Source organism: Chitinophaga sp., assembly GCF_017745275.1.
GTDB lineage: Bacteria > Bacteroidota > Bacteroidia > Chitinophagales > Chitinophagaceae > Chitinophaga.
Map to the genome: position 1 here is coordinate 1,201,365 of NZ_JAGHZS010000001.1, position 21,885 is coordinate 1,223,249.

Consider the following 21,885-nt stretch of genomic DNA (forward strand, 5'->3'; position numbering starts at 1 on the left):
AAATAGCCAGCTGTTACCACCCTGGATTTTGTTGCAGGTTGGTATTGATCTGGAGATCATATTCCTTTATGGGCCAGAAATAATCGCGGGGAGCAACAAATTGTGTGTTGTATATAAATACTTTACGATTATAACCTTCATAGGTCGTTTGCTGAATATCCCACCCATAAATAGGACCATTTAATACCTGTGGTGCTGTTTTCCATCTACGCAGATCCCAGAAACGACTAGCTTCAAACGCCATTTCTATACCGCGCTCCTGCCAGATAATACTACGTAGTCCGGCTACAGATGTATACTTTGTTGGGTTGGTAGAATAAGTAGACCAGGAAGTTTCTATCGATGGTAGTCCGGCTCTTTCGCGGATCTGGTTCAGATAGGGCAACGCTTCTGCGGAGGCACCGGTTTCATTCAACGCCTCTGCGTATAAAAGATAAAGATCTGCCAAACGCATTACCGGCCATGGATATGATTCTGTTTTCAGCGAAGTAGCGGTAAAATTCAGGTTCCAGCTCACTACTTTCTTAGTATAATAACCGGTGACAGAATATAAGCGGATTTGCTTTTTACCTGAATATTGATCCGCTTTACTTTGAATATTATAATTCTGGTTTTTCATGAACCATTTGGAACCATCAAATGCTATATCTGCATAAAATCTTGGCTCTCTTTCAAAATGTAATCCAACTGTTTTATACCCTTCCTGCATACCGGTATCTTGCGCTGTTACTGTCCGCAGCTTATAGCGGTTACCATAATCCCAGGTCTTATCTTCTTCAATAGGTACGCCATTTTGGGTATAGAACATTTCGGCCATTTTCATAGGAGGTGCCAGCTTTCCTTTCAGGTTGAGGTTAAACTCTTCAGGATCCAACTGAGGGCAGGCAAATGTTTGCAGCCAGTAGGTAGGGTCTCCGTCTGATGTTAATCCAAATATTAGTTCACTGTTCCATTTCTCACACACGGCATTGCGGATATTCATTTCTATTTGTGTAGCGTGATCTACTGTTGTGAGTGGAGAGGAGAAGTGATATAATCTCACTCCGGCGGCCTTAGCCAGATCGATAGCTTTTTTACAGGCATCCTTTGCCCTTACCCATTTGGTAGCATCATACTGTGGATTAAAAAGTATCTGTCCGTTTTTATTCTTCATACCGGCAAAGTCACCGTTACCATTGAACAAAGGGCTTGCGGCCGTTACCAGTACACGGGCTTTGATAGCCAGTGCTGCTACTTTTGTGATGCGTCCGAGTTCTGTAGTAGAGCTGGTAATAGACAGTGGTAGTCCGGTGTTCTCACCAGCGGCAGCCTCATCCAAAAGGCTGGCAATATAATTAACGACGGAGTCAACAGGTTGCCTGAATATCCGTACTTCATCCGGCGTTGCGGTAGTAGGTAAATTTTTATCCACAACGGGAATGGGGCCATACATTCTGAATAAATACCAGTGAAAATAGGCTTTCAGGAATTTCACCTCAGCAATCCAGCGCTCTTTTTCATAAGGCTGCAGATCGATTACTTTATTCACATTTTCGAGAAAAATATTACAGTTACGAATCCCCTGCCATAGTGGTCTTCCATCATATCCATCCCAATAGTTCATGTATGGTTCTGCACTGCTTTGGGTACCACGGGCAATGTTGTAAGGGTCGAGATTAAAATAATCCTCATTCATGGGCCAATAGGTCCATGCTTCATCACCAGCACTGAACCCTGGATTCATATCCGGATTTCCTTCTCTCGGCAGGTAAGCGTAACAGGTAAATAAAAATTTTTCTGCTTCCTGCCGGTTAGCAAAAGCATGATCCAGTGTAGGCAGGTTGTCTGGTATGATATCCAGGAATCCTTTTTTACAGCCTGCAAAAAAGGCGGCAGCAGCGCATAGCAGAATGATAGTGAAATATCTGCTACGTAAAGATTTTATTGATGTCTGATATGTATGTAATGGTTGCATAACAATTGATTTTGGCGATACACTATAAACTAACATTAACGCCTACGTTAAACACACGTTGAACAGGATATCCCAATGCGTTACTTCCCTGTTCAGGATCCCATAATTTAAAGGCACTGATCAGGAACAGGTTGGTACCATTGAGATAAATTCTCAGGCCGGAGATATGATATTTTTTCATCCCCTTCTCACCGATATTATAACCAATTTCCGCACTCTTCATCCGAAGGAAAGCGCCATTGCGTAACCACCAGTTAGAGAGCTGATTGTTATTTTTATTCTGTGTAGAACCAAGTCTGGGCCAGAAGGCATACAGATTGCGATTGTCTTCTGACCAGTGATTTTTGGCGATAACATCCAATAATCCGTTTTGATTACTACCATCCTGTACGAAGGGAGAAATAGAGGCAGGATCTATTAAGAATGAAGATCTGGCCGAACCCTGGAAGAAGGTACTGATATCAAAGTTTTTATATCCGAAAGAGAAACCGAATCCATAAATAATTTCCGGTGTAACAGGGTATCCCATGGCATTCACCATATCGAGGTTAGTGATTTGTCCATCGCCGTTCAGGTCGCGGTATTTGATATCTCCGCCTCTCACTTCTCCAAAATTCTGACGGGGAGAGTTCTTTACTTCTTCATCATCTACAAATAATCTTTCTGCTACCAATCCGTATACCTGGCCTAAGGAATGTCCTACGCGGGAAAGGTATTTCATGCTGGCTGGATAATCTGGCTCCTCATTGGCCAATAGTTTGCTGGCGGCATAGGTAAATGTTCCCCTTGCCTGCAGCCATGTTTTACCGAAGTTCTTATTATAATCCAGGGCTACGTCTATCCCTCGGCCTTCTGCTATGCCCACGTTGGAGCTGATAGGTGCTGAAAGCCCCATAGTACTTGGGATATAAGCCCTTTGCATCAGAATATTACTTCTGCGTTCCTTATAGGCATCTATAGTCAGATTGAGTGCACTCCAGAGTCCCAGGTCCAACCCGATATTGGCTTTTTGGGACTTCTCCCAGGTGATGGCGTTGTTGGCGTAGCGGGAAATGGTTACACCTGGCCTGTTATATTCATAATTCTGACCAAAATATGATCCGTACCCATTATTGTTCAGGTTAACATTTGACAGGTAAAAGAAACGATCATTTGCGCTTCCTATCTGGTCATTACCTACCAGGCCATAGGTAGCGCGTAACTTCAGTTGTGTGATCGTATTTTTATAACTCTCCAGGAATTGCTCATTGCCCGCATTCCATGCCATCCCAATGGATGGGAAGAAGCCATATCGATTATCTTTTGCAAAGCGTTCCGACCCATTGTAACCAAAGTTACCTTCCACCAGATAGCGATTATCGTAGCCATAAGTAAAGCGGCCGGAAATTCCCTGGTTGCGGAATGGGAGCGATGATTGCAGGTCACCGGCGTTTCCATTCAGATAGTTCCGGCGAATACCGATTAACAATCCACTGATATTATGAACTCGGTTGAATGTACGGTTATAGTTCACAGCCGCTTCCATATAAGTAGTAGTATTCACCATTTTTCCACCACCATTGTAATTAAGATATTCCGTGGCTGTTTTTTCATTTAACAGTGTAAGTGTATAATCGCCCGGCGCCTTTATAACGGGATTAGCGGCATAAAAGAATGCATTGTATTGCCGGCTCAGGTCGAAGTAAGAAAGACGTTTGGTGTATGCCATTACTCTGGCAGAAAGACCAGGTATAACAAAATTGAGATCTTGTTTTATTTCCAGTTGTACATTCAATATGGAGGTATTGTATTGGCTGAATCCTGATACCATCCATGCATAAGGATTATTATACACTTCACCATTGGAGCCACGTGCAGCATTTCCGAATAGTGGGTGGTTCACTTTTGGCAGCGCGCTGGCTGGGTAGATAGCTGGGAACAATACAGGGTTGGCCTTCAGAGCTCCCTGGAAGATAGCAGCACCTCCTCCTATGGGACCATTATAATCATCGAAATTACCAGTAGTTCTGATGATGGCTTCTGTGGTGGACGTCAGCTTCATGTTGATGTTAGAACGCACCTCATAACTTCTCAACTTGATATTATTATTGAAGTTATTTCCCTTCTGTGTTTTTAGTATCCCGTTATCCTGGTTCATGGTGGCCCCTACATAGTATTGCGCCTTCTGGCCACCACCAGAGAGATTGACATTCAACCGCTGGTTATTCGTTGATTTTTTGATCAAGGTTCCGAGCCAGTCATTACTAGGATACAGATATGGATTATCGCCTGCTTTGGTGTGGTCGATTTTGTTTTGGCTATAAGGCAACGGTGCCAGCCTGTCGCGGGTAACGGCTGCTTCATTGGCCAGCTCCATATAGGAAATGTTATCTGCCAGTTCTATATTACGGGTATTGGAAGAGAAGGCGTTCTCAAAACGTATATTCATTTTCGTTACACCGGATTTACCACTTTTGGTAGCAATAAGGATAACGCCGTTGGCGCCACGGGCACCATATAAAGAAGAGGCGGCGGCATCTTTGAGCACAGAGAAGCCGGAAATATCATCTGGTTGCAGACGGGCCAGTTCTGTATTGGTAGATTCCATTCCATCAATTAATATCAGGGGGTCTTGCTTACCGGAGCCGAAAGTGGTAATACCGCGGATAAAGAAGGAAGCATTATCTGCTCCCGGCTCACCGCTGCGTTGGTAAGATATCAATCCGGAGATACGTCCGGCGAGCATAGTAGTAAGGTTACTGGTTGGTCCTTTGATTTCTTTTGGATTGATGGTCGTGATGGAACTGACCATGCTTTGTTTCTTTTGTTGGCCGTAAGCCACGACAACTACATCGTTCAGGTCATTACGGTTCTCTTCTAATGTGACGAGTAAGGTACGTCGCGCGTTTACAGGGATTTCCTGTGGTACATACCCCATGGAGCTGATGAGTAAGGTATCAGAGGCTTTCTCCAGTTTGATGGCAAATTCGCCGATGGTACTGGTGACAGCGCCGGTATTACGATGCTTCACCTTTACAGTTACGCCGGGCATCGCTTGTCCTTTTGCGTCTACTACTTTACCTATTACGGTAATAGATTGGGCAAAGGAAGCATTCCCGATAAATAGCAGCAAGAGACAGTATAGGCATTTCTGTCGCAGAGAGGTTGGGATGCGTTTTTTCATAACAGAGCAGACAAATGAATAATTAGATGTTGGTTTGTACATACATAAGTACATATTAAAAAGTTAACGTCAAAGCTTTTTGAAAAGAAAAATTTTCTCTTGAGCTATTTGTATTATTAATCAATAATTTATACATTTTTATCCGTATAAATGTATTAGATCTTCTCAAAGACATACGTTATTTTGACCCTGCTGAAGACAACGGTATTCGTCAAAAATGGCCATGGATTTAGGCTATTTGTTAACTTGCAGCCAGCTTTCTATGTTATTACATATATGAACTTATCAATTGACCATCAAAGCGGCACTCCACTGCATATACAGGCAGAAAACCTGCTAAGGGAGCTGATAAAACAACCCGAGTACCAGGCAGGAAAACTGTTGCCCAATGAAGTAGAGCTCGCAAAGAAGCTGGCCATTTCGCGGCCAACACTGCGTCAGGCTATTAATAAACTGGTATATGAAGAATTACTGGTAAGGAAGAAAAGACTGGGAACCAAAGTGGCCCACCAGAAGATGAGCTCCAAGTCGATGAACTGGCTGAGCTTTACACAGGAAATGCAAGCCAGGGGCATTACTATCAGGAATTATGAATTACATATCAGTTGGGTACACCCGGATGAACAGGTAGCCAATTTCTTCGATATCAAACCCGAGAAGAAAGTCATGAAGCTGGAACGTTTGCGGGGTAATCCACAGGAGCCATTTGTTTATTTCGTTTCCTACTTTCATCCCCGGATCGGCCTCACGGGCGACGAAGATTTTAAGCGGCCCCTGTATGAAATGCTGGAGCAGGACCACTACGTAACGGCCACCGTATCCAAAGAGGAAATCAGCGCCAGGACTGCCGATAAGTTCATTGCGGGCAAACTGGAAGTAGACGTGGACAGCCCTATCCTATTCCGGAAAAGATATGTTTTTGACCAGGCAGAACGACCAATAGAATACAACCTGGGCTATTATAAGGCTGAAAGCTTCGTGTATACCGTGGAAAGCAGGCGCACCCCCTGATCTTTCCGCGGTGGCTTAAAAGAAAACTTGCTTTTCTTGGATACAAACAATATGTTTGTACATATTTACATAATGATTAAATGGCAAACATGTTATCATCCACTCAAGCACAACAGATGACAGCGTCACGGGCCACAGCACAATACCTGATCCCACTGACGAAAGATAAACAGCATACAGGATACGACATCTACCCGAGCTTTCCTGCAACGGGTCCTATCTATACAGGCTTTGACACATTAGCTCACCAGATCGCACAACAATCATCCAATATAGTCCTGGATGGCTATGGCGGCGTACTCTGGGAATCATTCATCGAAAAGCTGCAGGCAGCACTGGCTGTATTAAACATCGACACACATTTTGTTGCCATCACAGATGCATTGCTACCTTCCTCAGATATCAACTCCCTCATTGCCTCCAGCATCGGTGGTGAAGATCCTTTGTTTGGTAAACGTTTTACCGGAACATTATCTGACTTCTTTGCCCCTGATAAACTGCAGCAACTACAACCCATACCAGGGAAACTCAATATTGTATATGGCTGCGGCGCCTCACTGGCCGGCTGGTCAGCCCCTATCTTCTACATTGATGTTCCTAAAAATGAAATTCAATTCCGCTCCAGGGCAGGTAAAGTCTGCAACCTTGGCCAATCTGCACCAGGTAACAATCCGAAACTTCAATACAAACAATTTTATTTCGTAGACTGGCCGGCACTCAACCGCCATAAAAAACAATTGCTGCCACAAATCGATATCATCATTGATGAGCAGCGTATCAACGACATCAGCTGGTGTACCGGCGCCACACTCCGTGACACACTTGGCAATATGACACGTAACAGCTTCAGGGCCCGTCCCTGGTTCGAACCAGGCGTATGGGGCGGACAATGGATCAAAGAACAAATTCCTGCACTCAACCCGGACGTGGTAAATTATGCCTGGTCTTTTGAACTCATTGCCCCCGAAAACGGCGTATTACTGGAGTCTGATGACGTACTCCTGGAAGTCACCTTCGATACCCTGCAGATGTTGAACAACGAGGCACTGCTGGGAAAAGCAGCAGCACGGTTCCCCGAAACCTTCCCCATCCGGTTCGACTTCCTCGATACCTTCGACGGTGGTAATCTTTCTGTACAATGTCACCCATCAGTAGCTTATACCAAAGAAAATTTTGGCGAAGATTTCACACAGGATGAAACCTACTACATCCTGGATGCAAAGCCCGACGCTAAAGTTTACCTCGGGTTCCAGGAAAATATTAACGCCGCTGAATTTGAACAGGTACTGCACAACAGTTTCCAGGAGCATCAACCCGTGGATATCGAAAAATATGTACAGGTTTTTCCATCTCACAAACATGACCTGTTCCTGATACCTAACGGTACAGTACACAGCTCCGGGAAAAACAACCTGGTACTGGAGATCAGCGCTACACCTTATATTTTCACTTTCAAGATGTACGACTGGCTACGGGCAGACCTGAGCGGACAACCCCGCACACTGAACATCGACCGCGCCTTTGCTAACCTTGATTTTGAGAGAAAGGGAGAAGTGGTGAAAAATACTTTACTGTCTCAACCAATGACGATACAAACCGGGCACGATTGGCAAATTGTGTACCTGCCTACTCATCCACAACATTTCTATCGCATTGAACGCCTCGAATTTAATTCCGTGATGGAATTGACTACAGCCGGGCAATGTCATATCTTAAGCCTCGTGGAAGGTAGTACTATCAAAGTCATTACCAATGGCCGGGAACAAACCGTACATTACGCGGAAACATTCATCATACCCGCTGCTACCGGTAGTTACACGCTGGTGAGTGAAAACGAACCGGTGAAAGTAGTAAGGTCGTTTATGAAAGAAGAATGTTGCTAACCATTTCCTTTCTATTTTATCAACCGAAATAAAAAATACATTCATGAACCGCGCTTCATCTTCATTGTTGCTCATCACACTCATCGCCACACTGGGAGGACTGCTCTTTGGTTTTGATATGGCAGTTATTTCCGGCGCATTACCCTTTGTAACAGATCAGTTCCACTTGTCGGATTCTGCACAGGGTTGGTTTGTATCTTCTGCCTTAATGGGTTGTGTGGCAGGTGTGGCATTCTCCGGTGGCCTTAGCGACCGGTTAGGCCGCAAAAAGATGCTGATGGCATCTGCGTTGCTGTTCCTGTTATCAGCGGTGGGTTCTGCATTATCGCTCGATTTTACCATGCTGGTACTGGCACGTATTTCAGGCGGAGTTGGCGTGGGTGTGGCTTCTATGGTAGCACCGTTATATATTTCAGAAATAGCGCCCTCCAATATCCGCGGACGGTTGGTCACCTTTTATCAACTGGCTATTACTGCGGGTATCCTGATTGCTTATGCCACCAACTTCCTGTTACTGCAATATGCCATCAGCCAGGTGGATGCTCCATCTACGTCATTTATGCACCTGCTTTTTGCGAAAGATGTATGGCGTGGTATGATTGGTATTGGCGCCATCCCATCTATCCTGTTCCTGATCGGATTATTTTTTGTGCCGGAAAGTCCGCGTTGGCTGATACAAAACAACCGACGCGAAGAAGGATTGGACATTATTAAAAGTCTAACGGGTACGGCTATAGATACAGATCACGAAGTTCCTGCTGCCGAAGCTTCTTCTACCAGCATTTACAGGGAGTTGTTGTCGCCCGCTATGCGCAAGCCTTTGCTGATCGGGATATTACTGCCAGTATTCTCGCAATTCAGCGGGATCAACGCCGTAATCTATTATGGACCACGGATACTGAGTGATGCAGGAATCAATATTTCCAACGCCTTTCTTAGCCAGGTGATCTTTGGTCTGGCGAATTTTATATTCACACTCATTGCCATCTGGAAAGTGGACACCATGGGCCGCCGTCCACTTTATATTGCCGGAGCCATTGGTGGTACTGTCAGCCTGCTTTTCACCAGCGTTTGTTTTTATACCGGGGCTACGAATAATATTGCGCTGGTCATCTCCATCATCCTGTTCCTGGCATGTTTCGCGTTCTCGCTGGGGCCGTTGAAATTTGTGATTGCAGCAGAGATTTTCTCTACTAAAATCAGGGGGAGGGCCATGGCAGTAAGTATTATGGCCATGTGGGTATCAGATACCATTGTAGGACAGCTAACACCGATATTATTAGGTCGTGCGGGGGCTGCTGTTACATTTTGTTTCTTTGCGGTTTGTTGTTTCCTTGCGTTTGTGACGGTATATAAATTGGTGCCGGAAACGAAGGGTAAGTCATTGGAAGAAGTAGAAGGAATGTGGCATTAAGCGATATAGCATAAAAAAGAAGGCGTTTTCCGGATGGGAAACGCCTTCTTTTTTTATGCTAATAACTGTTTTTTACCAGCAAGCAAACATTTCCTACTGCTTCACCCATGTAAACGTTAACCTATCCCCCTGCTTCAGCGCATTTTCCACATAATACACCATGGTCTTACTTTTACAATCGTAGCTTTCGATAGTAGCATCCAACTCTCCATCTTTGCTTAAAATATTTCCTTTCAACTGCCAGGTACCATGCTCGGTCTTATCGGGGCTACAGGTAGTTCCGGCATCGTTGTAGTCATAACTGCCATCACTTTTAAAGGTGACGATATCGTCTTTCTCACAGTCCTCTGTATAAGCGTAGTAATCTACCGGAGCGGCGGTAGCACTGGCTTTGTATTGCAGGGCGGTCAGTTTATATGCCCCGGAGATGTTGGCCACATTAACCGCACATGCCGGTGGATCAATGCTTTTCTCTTTCTTACAGGAAAAAAGGATAGTACCTGCTGTCATTGCTATTAAAGCCCATTTTTTTGTAATTGTATTCATACATTTGATTTGAATAGAAATAAGTGTTTGCCAGTAGTACCTCCCTATTAACCCAAATGGTTGGGAAAATTGAAAAAATATTTTTTTTAGGGAATACCCAACCCTTCTTTAAAATCCGGGGTATTAGTAACGGAGATCGGGCTGCATATATGAAGTATCGTATTAAAATAGCCGGTAAAACAAGATGAAAAACATTGTATTAGTATTGGGTATCGCGGGCTTAATGAGCTGCCGGACGTCTATAAAACTGGCTATTCCGGAGCAGTTTAAACAACAGGCAGTGATGCAGCATGTGGACGGTGCCAGGGGCAATAAGATGTCGTTTGCCAATTTCAGCACGTCTAAAATTAAGAGAGGGATGCATATCAGCAATGCGCCATGGTTTTGGGGTGGGAATGGCTTTTTCCTGGAAAACTTATTCCTCCAGAAGTATGGTATCCGGAAATCTGAACTCGTTACCCAGGAAAAAACAAAATTCCGTTACACGTTATCAGATGGAAGAGACCAGGTAGACATATACGCACGTGAAAAGGAGTTAACCAAAACACGGGGATACGAAAGCATCAACAACGATAATAGCATCCTTAATGGCTTTTCCGTATTGATGGCGCACCAATATATATTTTCTGCAATGATTGTGGCAGATACCACCCGGAGTAATAATAAAAACTGGGAACTGTTGATGACGAACATCTACGACCGGGAAGCCGAGCACGACAATAACCCTTTTACTTTTATTAAACAGGAAGATAATGGACTGGCTACCAACGGCGTTGATACTATTTTTATAAAGCCGTTGAGTATCAAAAAAACATCCTTATCCAACGGTAAAACCGGGCAGTTGCCATTTAAATTATTGTCGGGTTACGAGCTAAGCACGCATGACGGGGTGATTGCCATTATTGACCTGATAGACCGGAATGTCTGGTTCTATAATGAATTAAATGCTACGGAAAAGTTACCTGTCAGTGCTATTGCCACCGCTATTTTTGCGAGGCGGGTGAATGATGCCAAATGGTAACATCTCCCTAAACATGCATATAAAAAATTAAGGGCTCATTAATTCCTGGAACAAGATTTAAGCAATATCATCCTTGATTGCCGCAATGGCAATAGAAAAGCGCAGGAGCAACTGTACCGGCAGCTGTATGGCTTTGCTATGGCTATTGCCATGCGCTATGCCACGGATGAACATGAAGCCGCTGATATTTTGGGGCATGCTTTTGTGAAAATGTTCCGGAGCCTCCACACCTTTGATACAAACAAAGGAAACTTTCATGGATGGTTGAAGAAGATCGTTATCAACGAGTCATTAGATCATATTAAACAACGCAGCCGGTTTACCAGCCTGGAATTACATACAGCAGAAGAGCTTTTCGTCAACAACAGCGTTATTGAAAAAACAGATGCGGCAGCTATATTGCAGCTGGTCCGACAGCTGCCACGCGCTACCCACGCGGTATTTGTACTATATGCCATCGACGGCTATACGCACAAAGAAATTGCCGCACAACTGAATATCAGCGAAGGCACCAGTAAATGGCATTTGAGTGAGGCAAGAAAAATTCTTCAGCAAAAATTAACAGCAACAAAAACATAGTGAATAAAACCACACCATACGAAGATTTAATAGCAGCAAAGCTGGAACAGATGCCTGTGCCTGATATGGCAGACGCGATCTGGGACAACATTGCCATGCAATTGGATGCCGGTGTGGATATCCCGGAAGCCAAACCTACGCCTAAGCCTAAATACGGGGGTAAAGCCGGGTTTGGAATCATAGGCGCCATCATTATTGCTGCATTAATATACTGGTATTATCATACCAAACATCAAACACCTGCTAACACCACTACGCCCAAAGCACCACCAGCTATAGAAAAAACAGCACCTGCTATTGATAGTGCTGCTGTTAATGACCATAATACAGGAAAGAAAAATGCGCCCCTCCTTCCTGTTATTATAAAGAAGAATAGCGCATTTTCCCCTGTTCATGTACCAGACAGTGTTCGTGTAGATTCTATTGCCACACCGCCGCTAACACCGGAAAAAATAGATTCTTTTGTTTCTTCTCATCAGAAAACACCGGAACGGGTGTTTGACAGTATTTACCAGATGCCCGTCCGCAAAAGGCCCAAAGGCGTAAAAGGTATTAAGCCCGATGACTACCGGCTGGATGTCAACAAGGACTCGATACCTAAAAAGCAATAGTTCCGTTTACGCTTTAGCCGGCACTCCGAAGAATTTTTCATGCAATCCCTGAAATACCACAAACAATACGGGGATAATAAACAGTCCTAATATCACCCCGAACAACATTCCTCCTACCGCTCCGGAGGCGATGGCGCGGTTTCCCTGCTCAGATGCGCCTTGGGCAAACATCAAAGGCAACAGGCCTGCAATAAATGCCAGGGATGTCATCAGGATGGGACGCAGCCGAAGCGTAGCTGCTTCCAATGCCGCTTCCACCAGCGATTTACCTGCACGACGACGTTGTATGGCAAATTCCACGATGAGGATAGCATTCTTTGCGAGTAACCCAATCAACATAATCAGCCCTATCTGCACATAAATATTATTGGTCACATCCATCATCCGGATAAACACAAATACGCCGAGGATACCGGTAGGCAGGGATAACATAATTGCCAGGGGGAGGATATAACTTTCATATTGTGCTGACAACAGGAAGTATACAAATATGATACATAGCCCGAAAATGAAAACCGTTTGCGAGCCGGATGCCTGCTCTTCACGAGCCAAACCAATATATTCATGGGAAAAATCCACCGGCAATACCGACGCCACTTCATTAACAGCTTTCATGGCGTCTCCGGTAGAAAAACCTTTGTTCGCCTGCACACTGATGGTGATGGCATTGGCCTGGTTGAGGTGATTAATTACTTCCGGACCAAACACACGTTTCAGGCGGGCAACGGATTTCACAGGCACCATCTCTCCATACTCGTTTTTCACATATATATAATCGAGGCTGCCTTCATCTTTGCGATAGGGAACATCCGCCTGTACCACCACCCGGTAATATTTACCAAAGCGATTAAAATCAGAAGCATATACGCTGCCATAATATGCCTGCATGGTATTTAATACATCACTGACCTCCAATCCAAATTGCCTGGCCCTCACCTCATCTACCTCCAGCTGGTATTGCGGGTAGTTAGCACTGAAAGAGGTGTAGGCGCCCCCAATTTCTTTACGGGCCAACAGGCTGGCAATAAACTCGTCGGCCTGCTTTGCCAGCTTGTTGATATTGCCGCCGGTATTGTCTTTCAGCACTACATCCAATCCATCTATCGCCCCAAAGCCAGGCACGGTGGGCATGGTGAAGGTAAAAGCATAGCCTTCCGCGAAGGCGGCAAAAATCTTGTTGATAGAGTCTGCAACCTGGTTGATATCTGAAAAATCACCCCGTTCCTTTTTTGCTTTCAGCACCGTATATACGGAACCGTAGGAAGGAGACACCGTAGCAGACATCAGGTTCTCTCCTACTACCACTACGGTGAAATCTACGGCGGCTATTTTACTGATGCGGCTTTCCACACTGTCCAGTAGTTTCTTCGTACGCATGTAGCCTGCGCCTGGCGGGAGACTCACCGTCGATATCAGGTTACGCTGATCTTCCGTAGGAATAAATCCTTTGGACGTATTTTGTACCAGGATAAAAGCGGCCGCCGTTATTAGTGCCAGTCCGCCGAAAGCCCACCATTTTTTCCGCACCAGGAAATGCGCAGCTTTGGCGTACTTGTTCGTGGTAGCGGCAAAGCCGGCATTGAACAATTCAAAAAAGCGACGGCCAGTTTTTTTATCTCCCACATTCGATGTTTTTAGCAGGATAGCTGATAGCGCAGGACTGAGGGTCAATGCATTCACGGCAGAAAGTACAATAGCAATCGCCAGTGTAAAAGCAAACTGCCGGTAAAACACGCCCACAGGGCCATCCGTCAGCCCTATCGGTAAAAACACTGCCGCCATTACCAGCGTAATGGAAAAGATGGCGCCGGTAATTTCACTCATCGCGGTAATGGTGGCTGTTCGTGGCGACATTCCATGGGCCAGTTTACTGTGCACTGCCTCTACTACCACCACGGCATCATCTACCACGATACCAATGGCCAGCACCAATGCAAAGAGTGTCAGCAGGTTGATGGTAATGCCAAATAACTGCATGAAAAAGAAGGTCCCAATAATGGATACCGGTACGGCCAGTGCTGGGATCAGGGTAGAACGCCAGTCCTGCAGGAAAAGAAATACTACCACAAATACCAGTATAAACGCTTCCACCAACGTATGCGTTACCTGCTCAATGGCTTCATCGAGGAAGTCTTTGGTACTGTAACTCAGGTTATACTTAATGCCGTCAGGAAGCGACTTCGCCTGTTTTTTCATCAGTTCATAAATGGCCGTTTGTATTTCGTTGGCATTGGAGCCGGGCACCTGGTATACAAATAGTCCCACATCTGGTTTCCCCCGGGTGCTTACCGCCGACGCATATACGTGATCAAGGGATCCCAGCTCTACACGGGCTACATCTTTCAGGCGCATCACCCTGCCCCTGGAATCGGCGCGGATCACAATGTTTTCGTAATCCACTTCCTGGTTCATCTTGCCTTTGTATTTGATAGCGTATTCATAAGACGACTCACTGCCTTCTCCAAGCCGGCCGGGGGCGGCTTCCAGGTTCTGGTGATTGATAGCGGCGATCACTTCATCCGGTGTAAGGTGGTAAGCTGCCAGTTGTGCAGGGTTGAGCCAAATACGCATGGCGTAGTCTTTACTGCCGTATAATGCCACTTTACCGACCCCTGATATCCGCTGTATTTTGGGGATGATGTTGATCAATGCATAGTTGTTAATAAATTCTCCATCATAGCGGCCATCAATTGCGTACAGGTCCATGTACATGATCATACCATTTTGCTGCTTGGCCGTGATAACACCCGCCTGCACCGCTTCTTTGGGCAACTGGTTCATGGCCTGTGCTACGCGGTTTTGCACATTTACTGCCGCCTGATCTGCATTAGTGCCTTGTTTGAAGAAAACAGTCAGGTTTAATGTGCCATCATTGGCAGAGGAGGAAGACATATAAGTCATATTCTCCACCCCATTCACGGCCTGTTCCAATGGGGTAGCAATAGCGCGTGCAATGGTTTCGGCGTTGGCGCCGGGATACCTGGCGGTGACTACCACAGAAGGAGGGGCTACATCAGGGAATGTTTCCATAGGCAGCCCTTTCAAGGCTAATAGTCCCAGTATCACCAGGATAATAGATACCACAGTGGCCGTGACTGGACGGTCAATTATTCTTTTCAACATACATTATTCTGTTTATCAATTCCGGGCGGCCGCTCCGTGTGTATATAACTGTTATTCGCAGTACAAATGTCTTTTTAATTGATTCAGTAAGCAATACAGGATGAAAGAATCTCTAACGGATAAATTAATCACTATGGGCTGCTGGCGGCTTCCACGAAATGGAATATATTTGGTCTAATAAAATGGTACTGTATGTATGTTAAAAAGCTCCCCGAAATTGAATACGGTGTAAATATTACCATCAAAACACTGGGTGGCAAGTGGAAGCCATGTTTACTCGACTGCATCCAGCTGGGCATTCATCGGCCGAGTGAAATGTGGCGTGCCATCCCCGGGTCTACCCTGCGGGTATTGAGTCAGCAATTAAAGGAAATGGAAGAAACCAATATTGTATATAAGAAGATATATGCAGAAGTACCACTCCGCGTGGAATACCACCTGACAGAATGGGGCAGCCGGGCCATCGCAATCATTAACATGATGAATAAATGGGGCAATGATTATGCGGAAGCGCATGGCGACGGACAAGAAATAGGTTGTTGCACCAAAAACAATTGATACCTACCTGGGATATTAATAAGCAGAAAGCATAAAGCTGAAAGCAAAAAGCTATTATAGCGAATGATCATCCGCTATAATAGCTTTTTGCTTTCAGCTTTATACTTTTTGCTAAATACGATGAGAGGTTTACAGGTGGGCTGGACTAAAATAACCGCGTAAAATTTTCACTGCAGTTCCGATCTGGTTCTTTACTGTTTGGATGCTGGTATTCATTTCTTCCGCTATTTCCTTATGGCTTTTCTGATCGTAATGTCTCAAACGGAAGGCAGTGGAGGATTTAGGCGGCACCTTACTTTTCAGGGCGGTATTCACCTGGGTATAAATCTCTTTGCTTTCCAGTGGATCATTTGGCAGAAATGGCTCATCCGGAATTACGCTGGTAAATTTCTTTTCACGGGTAATCTTGTTCAGGCAGCGATTACGCACGCTGGCATACAGATAGCACTTCATGATAGAAGCCCTGTCCCGGTTCTGATAATTTACATCAATTTTAAGAAAGGATTTCTTCTGCCAGAAATCAATAAAAAACTCCTGGATAAGGTCTTCCGCCTTATTGTCATCCTTCAGCATGTCTGTGGCAAGTGACATCAAAATACGGTGGTACTTATTGTACACGGTGGTAAAAGCTTCGGCACTACCATCCTTTAGCAGTTCCAAAAGGACTGCATCCTGGTTGTTTTGTTGCATTTCTCGTTTCCTTTTTGAAGAGATTGGTTTAGGAAAAATTAATTCACATTTTTTTAGTTGTACGGTGCTAGAAAATTGCTTTTCTACTGGTTTAACACTTAGGTTGAAATTGGTTTATCTGTAGCCCCTTTTTTAAAACTTAACTTAAAAGTAACGCTATAAAACATTACAACTGGTTAAGCATTTGTTAAGCAGGAATGTTTAAAAAGTGTGCAGATTAGCCACCACGGCTATTAAGGACAAGAATACGCTTATTAACAAACAGAATTAATGTAACCAAATGGTTACATTAAAAAAGGGGCGTTTTTAGCCCCAAAAATGACCCCAAATAAAAAAGCGGAGATAAGTAGTACCCCTACCTATCTCCGCTCTTTATGTACTTAAAAAATGTTTATGGTTTCAAAAAATCACCATCCACTATTAATAGTTTTACACCTGCCTCCGACAATGATCGATGTGAACTTAACTGATCAGACACTACATAACTCATCCCCGCCGACAACTCCACACTTTCTCCATTTTCCAGTTCACTCACAAAAGCGCCCTGCAGGCAATGAACAATATGACCTTTCTGACACCAATGATCTGCCAGATAACCGGGCGAATACTCTACTATCCTTATTCTCAGGCCGGGGAACTGCAATGTTTGCCAACGGGCAGTACCACTTTCGCCCGGATGAATAGTAACCGGAATTGCCGACCAGTCAATTGTCTGAAAAGGAATAGCGGTGCTCATATAACATGTTTTAACGTAAACGGATATACGCTTCTATTGTCTGATGATCTACTCCAATGCTTTCAATTTTCTCTATTCCTTTTTGTATTAAGGTATCATTCTTCAGAGAAAGCGTAAAAGAAAAATGTTTGTCTTCCCAATCCCGGTAAGTACAATACTGCAGATGTTCTTCATACTTATCACCAGCCAGCGTATAAGTACCCGCGCCGGAGCCATAAGACACATTCGCGGTATCTTTTCCTTTGGCCAGATCATGCTTAAAGAAAGCAAAGTGAGAACCATTGAACATTTTAATCATTTCCTCAGACTTTCCCGGTACAGGGTACGTGGTGGAGGTGTCTCCGTTTTTAATCAGTTTACTATAGGCTAACTTCCAGGTACCGGTGATGGGTGATACTTCAGCAGCAGGCGTTTCAGCTACTTTTTTTTCTCCGCAGGAGGCAAGGGCAAATGCTATCATTCCTATGACAGCCGTTGATCGTAGATTCATATCAGTGAGTGTTTAAAGTCCAATAAAGAGGCTTGCCTGAATACCACACACTTCCATCAGGCTGGAGTACAACGTTACTTAAAACATTTTGATTTTAAAATACACCCGCAAAACAAAAGGCCAGTATCCCTGAGGATACTGGCCCTGGTGCAAAAAAATACTTTATCGTATTACCTGCAGTTGGTTACTTCCGGCCGGCTTATGTAGTATCAGGTTATAAATTCTGTATTTACCATCCGAAGATGTACCCACCATAGCCGATTCACCTCTTAATTCATCGTCGGTACGCACCAGCCCCACTGCTTTTCCATCTCCATAAAATCTGAGTTCATAATGTTCCAGCGGCTCCATCTCCAGGTGATAATTCCGGATCTCATTAAACCGTTTCCAGGTATCTTCTGCATCGGTTGGTTTATTGAAAAAGAATGCCTGTTCTATTTCTACCTCCCGGTTGTAGAGCAGGCCTGCAATAGCATCCATATCACCCTTCGCCAGCAGCTCGCGGTAATGCTGATAAAATGCCACTACTTCTTTTGTCAACTGTTCCCTATTTTCCTTTCTCAGGTCCTGACTCTGGCTCCAGCCCTTCAACTGGTAAGGAACAGTAGCCTCAAAGCTGCCTTTAAATTCTACATAGGGAATATTACCATTTTGTACTTCCGGCATTTTATACTGAAAAAGCTGCTTATACTCCTGTTGTTTTTCTTTGTCATAATCTCCTGCTTTAATTTTAATATTCAGGCCACTGTTGTGAGCCAGCAGGAAGGTGTCCATTTTGTCGTTATCATCTACACGCGGATACACCCGGATAGTAATATCCTGTTTACCGCTTTTGAGTATATTGGAGGAAACAGGCACAATAGCTCCACCCTGGTTTCCGCTTGTAAAACTTACCAGCGCAGGCATATCATTCACCAGTATTTCGTAGGTACAGTTATAACTCTCAAAATCCAGCAGGAACCGGGGATTGTAGTCATATTTTTTAATTAACTTATAGCTGTTCAGGTATTTTTCCTTGATGTTCTGATTCATGTTTTCTTTTTTGGCATTTGATCCCTGACCACAACTTTGCAGTGTAGCCATCAAAATAAAAACAATAACGGTTATTATTGATTTTCTCATCCGTCCGATTCTTTTTTGGTTAAATATAACTTGGGCAATGATAATCTTTTCTCATCAATTCCAATTTCAAAAGAAGCCTTTGGATTATAATCAAATATTGAATTATACTTCGCTGGTTTTCCCGCTACTTCCGGTGACGTAGCATCCTTCTTTTTCTTCTCCCTTACTTTCTCTGAAACGCTTATTTTGCCTTCCACCATTCCCTCAATTTTTATGCCTTCAAAAACAAGATCCAGGCCGAGGTAAAGCCCTTCTTCATCGGAGCCAAAGATACCCTGCAGTCCCAGGCCGGATGAGCCTTCCAGCCCCATTCCGAATGACACTACCACTTTGGTTGTCAGGAAGGTAGTCGTTTTCGCCAGGTTCAGTTTACATTCCACTTTCACTGAAATAAATGCACCACCTTTAATCAGCTCTTCTTTTTTATCGGAGTGGCCGGCCTCTCTCGTAAACACATTACCTCCTACGGTATTATGTTTGAATGTGGCCTCCATATCTATCTTACCGGTAATCGACACATTCAGCACCACCTTACTTTCATCGTCTGCCAGCAGGTACAATAAAGCATCCACTGTTTTCAGGATCGCGTAGGCGAGTGGATGACGGCGGCAAAGCAGCTCCAGGAAATCCCATTTAACTTCCAGTCCAATCAACGGTTTTGCCTCCAGCTTTATCAGCACTGTTTTTCCGGCTCCCCACAGCTCCGACGATTTATCCACCGGCGGCATGGTTTCATAATACCAGGATGCAGCCAGCCCCACTTTCGGGAACTGCAACTCATAATCCACCGGCTTACGTTGCATCTTACTGATCAGCCCCTGTATATTCTTATCGGCACTATCCTTATTCTTAGTAATGAAGGCGTCCGGATCTTTTCCATCTCCTTCTACATCTGCTTTGGCAGTATATTTTCCCTCCAGTATATCTTTCGCTCCCTGAGCCAGTTCCCATACCTTCCTGATCATTCCGCAGTACTTCTGCACCAGCTCCTGGATGGGTTCTATGCTCTCCTTGTCGTTATTCCATTCCACTTTGATGGAAAACTGGAACTTCCGGAGCACTTCCAGTAATTCAGCGAATTTCCCCTTTGTTTTTACATCTGCCGGCGGCGCGTCTTTACTTTCAGGCAGTGCCATCATCTGCCCAATTTCGCGGGCATTGGATTCGTTATAATGATCCAGTACAGGAGTTGGTTTGCTGTATTTGTCTTTCACCTTATCTCCTATCTTCTCCACACTCTCCATCCTGTTCAGCACAAAGCGCTGCATTTTTCCGGTGATCCCTTTCCCTTTGTTATCGTTGGCAAACTTTTCTTTCAGCTGTTTGAAGTCTTCTTCCTTCATATTGAACGCCAGTGCCGCCGTCCATTTGATATCAGGATAGATGGCAAAGTTGATGAGGTGTTTCCAGCGACAGGTTTGTATTGTCACCGGGAAATGATCCACCTGGGCCGCCGGAATCCAGATATAGCCCAATACTCTTTTGGCCAGTTCTACTTTGTCGAGCCCCTCCGGCATATATTTATATTCGGCATCAAATTCCAGCTCTGTATCAGACGATTTAATCACGCCCGAAAAAGAACTGCCCGTATCCCGTTTATACTTGTAGTTATTCAGTTTTACCTCCACCTTTCCTTTGGCAGCACTGTCGCTGTCACCCGGCCGTTTTACGCCGGCCTTTTCATCTTCCTTTTTATATCCTTTTGCCAGGAAGCTGCTCAGGTCTATCACATGATCTTTGTGCTTAGGGGTAGCAGTACATTCTTCTGCATGTGTAACCAGGCTTTCCACCTTTAGCTTGATCGTTTTTTTCGCAGGGCCTCCGCCGGCTACGATATTAAACGTTAGATTTTCTGGCGGCTTGAAGTCAAGAATATTTTCATTGAAGATGGTTTGCAATCCATCATCTTTACCTTCCACCGTGATCATGCTGTATTTGCAGGGCTGAAAGCGTTGCGAATTGGTGGGAATATCTCCTACTATCACGGGTTTATTACCACCATACATCAGGGGAGATTCTTTTACTTTTTCGTCTTCTGTTACGGTGATAAAAGCATTCGCCAAAGACTTGGAAATCTTACCATTTTTCGATTTCAACACCGGGTATATCTTCAAACTTTCGCCAGCGCCAGGCTTCCAGAGGTCATCAATAAATACATCGATGATTACTTTTTGCACAAAAGCCTCGTAGGTAATGATGCCATCAGCGGCAATTTTAGCGGTTTTCTTACCGTCTTTATCTTTTAACACATAGTCGGTAACCTGCTTTGCGCCACGGGTGGTTTCATCATTTAATATCTTGGTGATTTTCACCTGCCGGGTAAAGTGTTTGATAGCATCGTTGGGAGTTTGCTTGCCTTTTTCAATGTCTGCTTTGCCATCAGTACGTTCCCATGGCGGGAGGTCATCATCAGCGGAGGTGGTGTCATGGTCCATCAGGAATATCTTGATTTCGTGACCATACATGGCCTGGGTATAGATATGCAGTTGTACGCTTTCACGGAATTTCCTGGCGCTGCCGGTGATGATAGCACCATCGTTGTTGGGCGAATACTCCCGCCATTCGGCGGAGAGGAACGCCGGTTTACCCTTGGCCGCAACAAAATAGCCATGTGTGGCAGAGTTGGTAGGTTCCTGTTCCCCTAATATAGGCTCCAGCCAGGCCAGGCCGCCGCCTTCCACTATTTTAGGGAAGTTGGCATATACGAGTGGGCCTTTTAGTGCGTCATTCACATCTGTTTTTTTGAAAGTGAGCGTACGCAACATAGACCAGATCCAGCGATAGGCGGGTTTATCCGCCGCCGGCGCCTTCATGGGAATGGTAATTTTTGTGGGTGCAGGTATCTTTTCCACCATCGTGGTGATACTCGTCATCTCTGCACGTATGGATCCCGCTTCATTTAATACGGCAGTAGATCTTTTGGAGTCAACGGTTCCTTTGGTAGCCGGAATGGTAACAACAAGTTTTTTATTATCAGACATGGC

The 21,885-nt window shown here is 44.7% G+C and carries 16 protein-coding genes; 7 read left to right on the forward strand and 9 right to left on the reverse strand.

Annotation, left to right across the window (positions count from 1 at the left end; translation table 11 throughout):
* Positions 1–13 precede the first annotated feature (13 nt).
* Together J7623_RS04875 and J7623_RS04880 are read right to left on the reverse strand one after the other, a co-directional pair.
* Positions 14–1,954: a RagB/SusD family nutrient uptake outer membrane protein gene (locus J7623_RS04875; protein WP_291917805.1), complete on the reverse strand. Its 1,941-nt coding sequence runs from the start codon at positions 1,952–1,954 to the stop codon at positions 14–16.
* Between the two features lie 22 nt (positions 1,955–1,976).
* The gene (locus tag J7623_RS04880; RefSeq protein WP_291917807.1) at positions 1,977–5,117 is read right to left on the reverse strand and encodes a TonB-dependent receptor; all 3,141 of its coding nucleotides are present in this window, start codon (positions 5,115–5,117) and stop codon (positions 1,977–1,979) included.
* Between the two features lie 276 nt (positions 5,118–5,393).
* On the opposite strand from J7623_RS04880, the gene J7623_RS04885 reads away from it, so the two are divergent.
* The 3 genes from J7623_RS04885 to J7623_RS04895 all read left to right on the forward strand — a co-directional run bounded on the left by J7623_RS04885 (position 5,394) and on the right by J7623_RS04895 (position 9,425).
* On the forward strand, positions 5,394–6,128 hold the full coding sequence (locus J7623_RS04885; RefSeq protein ID WP_291917811.1) for a GntR family transcriptional regulator: 735 nt from the start codon (positions 5,394–5,396) through the stop codon (positions 6,126–6,128).
* A gap of 89 nt (positions 6,129–6,217) precedes the next feature.
* Complete coding sequence (locus J7623_RS04890) at positions 6,218–8,011, forward strand: class I mannose-6-phosphate isomerase (protein ID WP_291917814.1); 1,794 nt, start codon at positions 6,218–6,220, stop codon at positions 8,009–8,011.
* A gap of 43 nt (positions 8,012–8,054) precedes the next feature.
* Entirely contained in the window at positions 8,055–9,425 is a 1,371-nt protein-coding gene (locus tag J7623_RS04895) for a sugar porter family MFS transporter (protein WP_291917817.1), read from the forward strand.
* Between the two features lie 93 nt (positions 9,426–9,518).
* On the opposite strand, the gene J7623_RS04900 is transcribed toward J7623_RS04895, so the two are convergent.
* Positions 9,519–9,971 (reverse strand): lipocalin family protein, encoded by a 453-nt coding sequence (locus J7623_RS04900; protein WP_291917820.1) that lies wholly within the window; start codon positions 9,969–9,971, stop codon positions 9,519–9,521.
* A gap of 184 nt (positions 9,972–10,155) precedes the next feature.
* Here J7623_RS04900 and J7623_RS04905 point away from each other — a divergent pair, with 184 nt between their 5' ends.
* From J7623_RS04905 to J7623_RS04915, 3 genes are read left to right on the forward strand one after another with little or no spacing between them, the layout of a single operon-like run.
* The gene (locus J7623_RS04905; RefSeq protein WP_291917823.1) at positions 10,156–10,992 is read left to right on the forward strand and encodes a hypothetical protein; all 837 of its coding nucleotides are present in this window, start codon (positions 10,156–10,158) and stop codon (positions 10,990–10,992) included.
* Between the two features lie 45 nt (positions 10,993–11,037).
* A complete protein-coding gene (locus J7623_RS04910; RefSeq protein WP_291918338.1) occupies positions 11,038–11,571 on the forward strand; it encodes a sigma-70 family RNA polymerase sigma factor in 534 nt (177 codons plus the stop codon).
* Positions 11,571–12,182 carry a hypothetical protein gene (locus tag J7623_RS04915; protein ID WP_291917826.1) on the forward strand — a complete coding sequence of 204 codons (612 nt, stop codon included), beginning with the start codon at positions 11,571–11,573 and terminating at the stop codon, positions 12,180–12,182. The genes J7623_RS04910 and J7623_RS04915 overlap by 1 nt, the downstream gene beginning before the upstream one ends.
* Positions 12,183–12,188: 6 nt before the next feature.
* Here J7623_RS04915 and J7623_RS04920 read toward each other — a convergent pair whose 3' ends face one another.
* A complete protein-coding gene (locus J7623_RS04920; protein WP_291917828.1) occupies positions 12,189–15,305 on the reverse strand; it encodes an efflux RND transporter permease subunit in 3,117 nt (1,038 codons plus the stop codon).
* A gap of 192 nt (positions 15,306–15,497) precedes the next feature.
* On the opposite strand from J7623_RS04920, the gene J7623_RS04925 reads away from it, so the two are divergent.
* Entirely contained in the window at positions 15,498–15,863 is a 366-nt protein-coding gene (locus J7623_RS04925; RefSeq protein WP_291917831.1) for a helix-turn-helix domain-containing protein, read from the forward strand.
* A gap of 129 nt (positions 15,864–15,992) precedes the next feature.
* On the opposite strand, the gene J7623_RS04930 is transcribed toward J7623_RS04925, so the two are convergent.
* From J7623_RS04930 to J7623_RS04950, 5 genes are all read right to left on the reverse strand, one after another.
* Positions 15,993–16,553 (reverse strand): sigma-70 family RNA polymerase sigma factor, encoded by a 561-nt coding sequence (locus J7623_RS04930; RefSeq protein WP_291917835.1) that lies wholly within the window; start codon positions 16,551–16,553, stop codon positions 15,993–15,995.
* A gap of 391 nt (positions 16,554–16,944) precedes the next feature.
* Positions 16,945–17,289, reverse strand: coding sequence for a DHCW motif cupin fold protein (locus J7623_RS04935; RefSeq protein ID WP_291917838.1), 345 nt, complete (start codon positions 17,287–17,289; stop codon positions 16,945–16,947).
* Between the two features lie 10 nt (positions 17,290–17,299).
* Entirely contained in the window at positions 17,300–17,779 is a 480-nt protein-coding gene (locus J7623_RS04940; RefSeq protein ID WP_291917841.1) for a hypothetical protein, read from the reverse strand.
* A gap of 162 nt (positions 17,780–17,941) precedes the next feature.
* Positions 17,942–18,811 (reverse strand): hypothetical protein, encoded by an 870-nt coding sequence (locus J7623_RS04945; RefSeq protein ID WP_291917843.1) that lies wholly within the window; start codon positions 18,809–18,811, stop codon positions 17,942–17,944.
* A gap of 86 nt (positions 18,812–18,897) precedes the next feature.
* A complete protein-coding gene (locus tag J7623_RS04950) occupies positions 18,898–21,882 on the reverse strand; it encodes a hypothetical protein (RefSeq protein WP_291917846.1) in 2,985 nt (994 codons plus the stop codon).
* Between the last annotated feature and the right edge of the window lie 3 nt (positions 21,883–21,885).

Bases quoted from the DNA above. Each gene is read 5' to 3' on its own strand.
- J7623_RS04875 (WP_291917805.1), bottom strand. From the start codon at position 1,954: ATGCAACCATTACATACATATCAGACATCAATAAAATCTTTACGTAGC.
- J7623_RS04880 (WP_291917807.1), bottom strand. From the start codon at position 5,117: ATGAAAAAACGCATCCCAACCTCTCTGCGACAGAAATGCCTATACTGT.
- J7623_RS04885 (WP_291917811.1), top strand. From the start codon at position 5,394: ATGAACTTATCAATTGACCATCAAAGCGGCACTCCACTGCATATACAG.
- J7623_RS04890 (WP_291917814.1), top strand. From the start codon at position 6,218: ATGTTATCATCCACTCAAGCACAACAGATGACAGCGTCACGGGCCACA.
- J7623_RS04895 (WP_291917817.1), top strand. From the start codon at position 8,055: ATGAACCGCGCTTCATCTTCATTGTTGCTCATCACACTCATCGCCACA.
- J7623_RS04900 (WP_291917820.1), bottom strand. From the start codon at position 9,971: ATGAATACAATTACAAAAAAATGGGCTTTAATAGCAATGACAGCAGGT.
- J7623_RS04905 (WP_291917823.1), top strand. From the start codon at position 10,156: ATGAAAAACATTGTATTAGTATTGGGTATCGCGGGCTTAATGAGCTGC.
- J7623_RS04920 (WP_291917828.1), bottom strand. From the start codon at position 15,305: ATGTTGAAAAGAATAATTGACCGTCCAGTCACGGCCACTGTGGTATCT.
- J7623_RS04925 (WP_291917831.1), top strand. From the start codon at position 15,498: ATGTATGTTAAAAAGCTCCCCGAAATTGAATACGGTGTAAATATTACC.
- J7623_RS04930 (WP_291917835.1), bottom strand. From the start codon at position 16,553: ATGCAACAAAACAACCAGGATGCAGTCCTTTTGGAACTGCTAAAGGAT.
- J7623_RS04935 (WP_291917838.1), bottom strand. From the start codon at position 17,289: ATGAGCACCGCTATTCCTTTTCAGACAATTGACTGGTCGGCAATTCCG.
- J7623_RS04940 (WP_291917841.1), bottom strand. From the start codon at position 17,779: ATGAATCTACGATCAACGGCTGTCATAGGAATGATAGCATTTGCCCTT.
- J7623_RS04945 (WP_291917843.1), bottom strand. From the start codon at position 18,811: ATGAATCAGAACATCAAGGAAAAATACCTGAACAGCTATAAGTTAATT.
- J7623_RS04950 (WP_291917846.1), bottom strand. From the start codon at position 21,882: ATGTCTGATAATAAAAAACTTGTTGTTACCATTCCGGCTACCAAAGGA.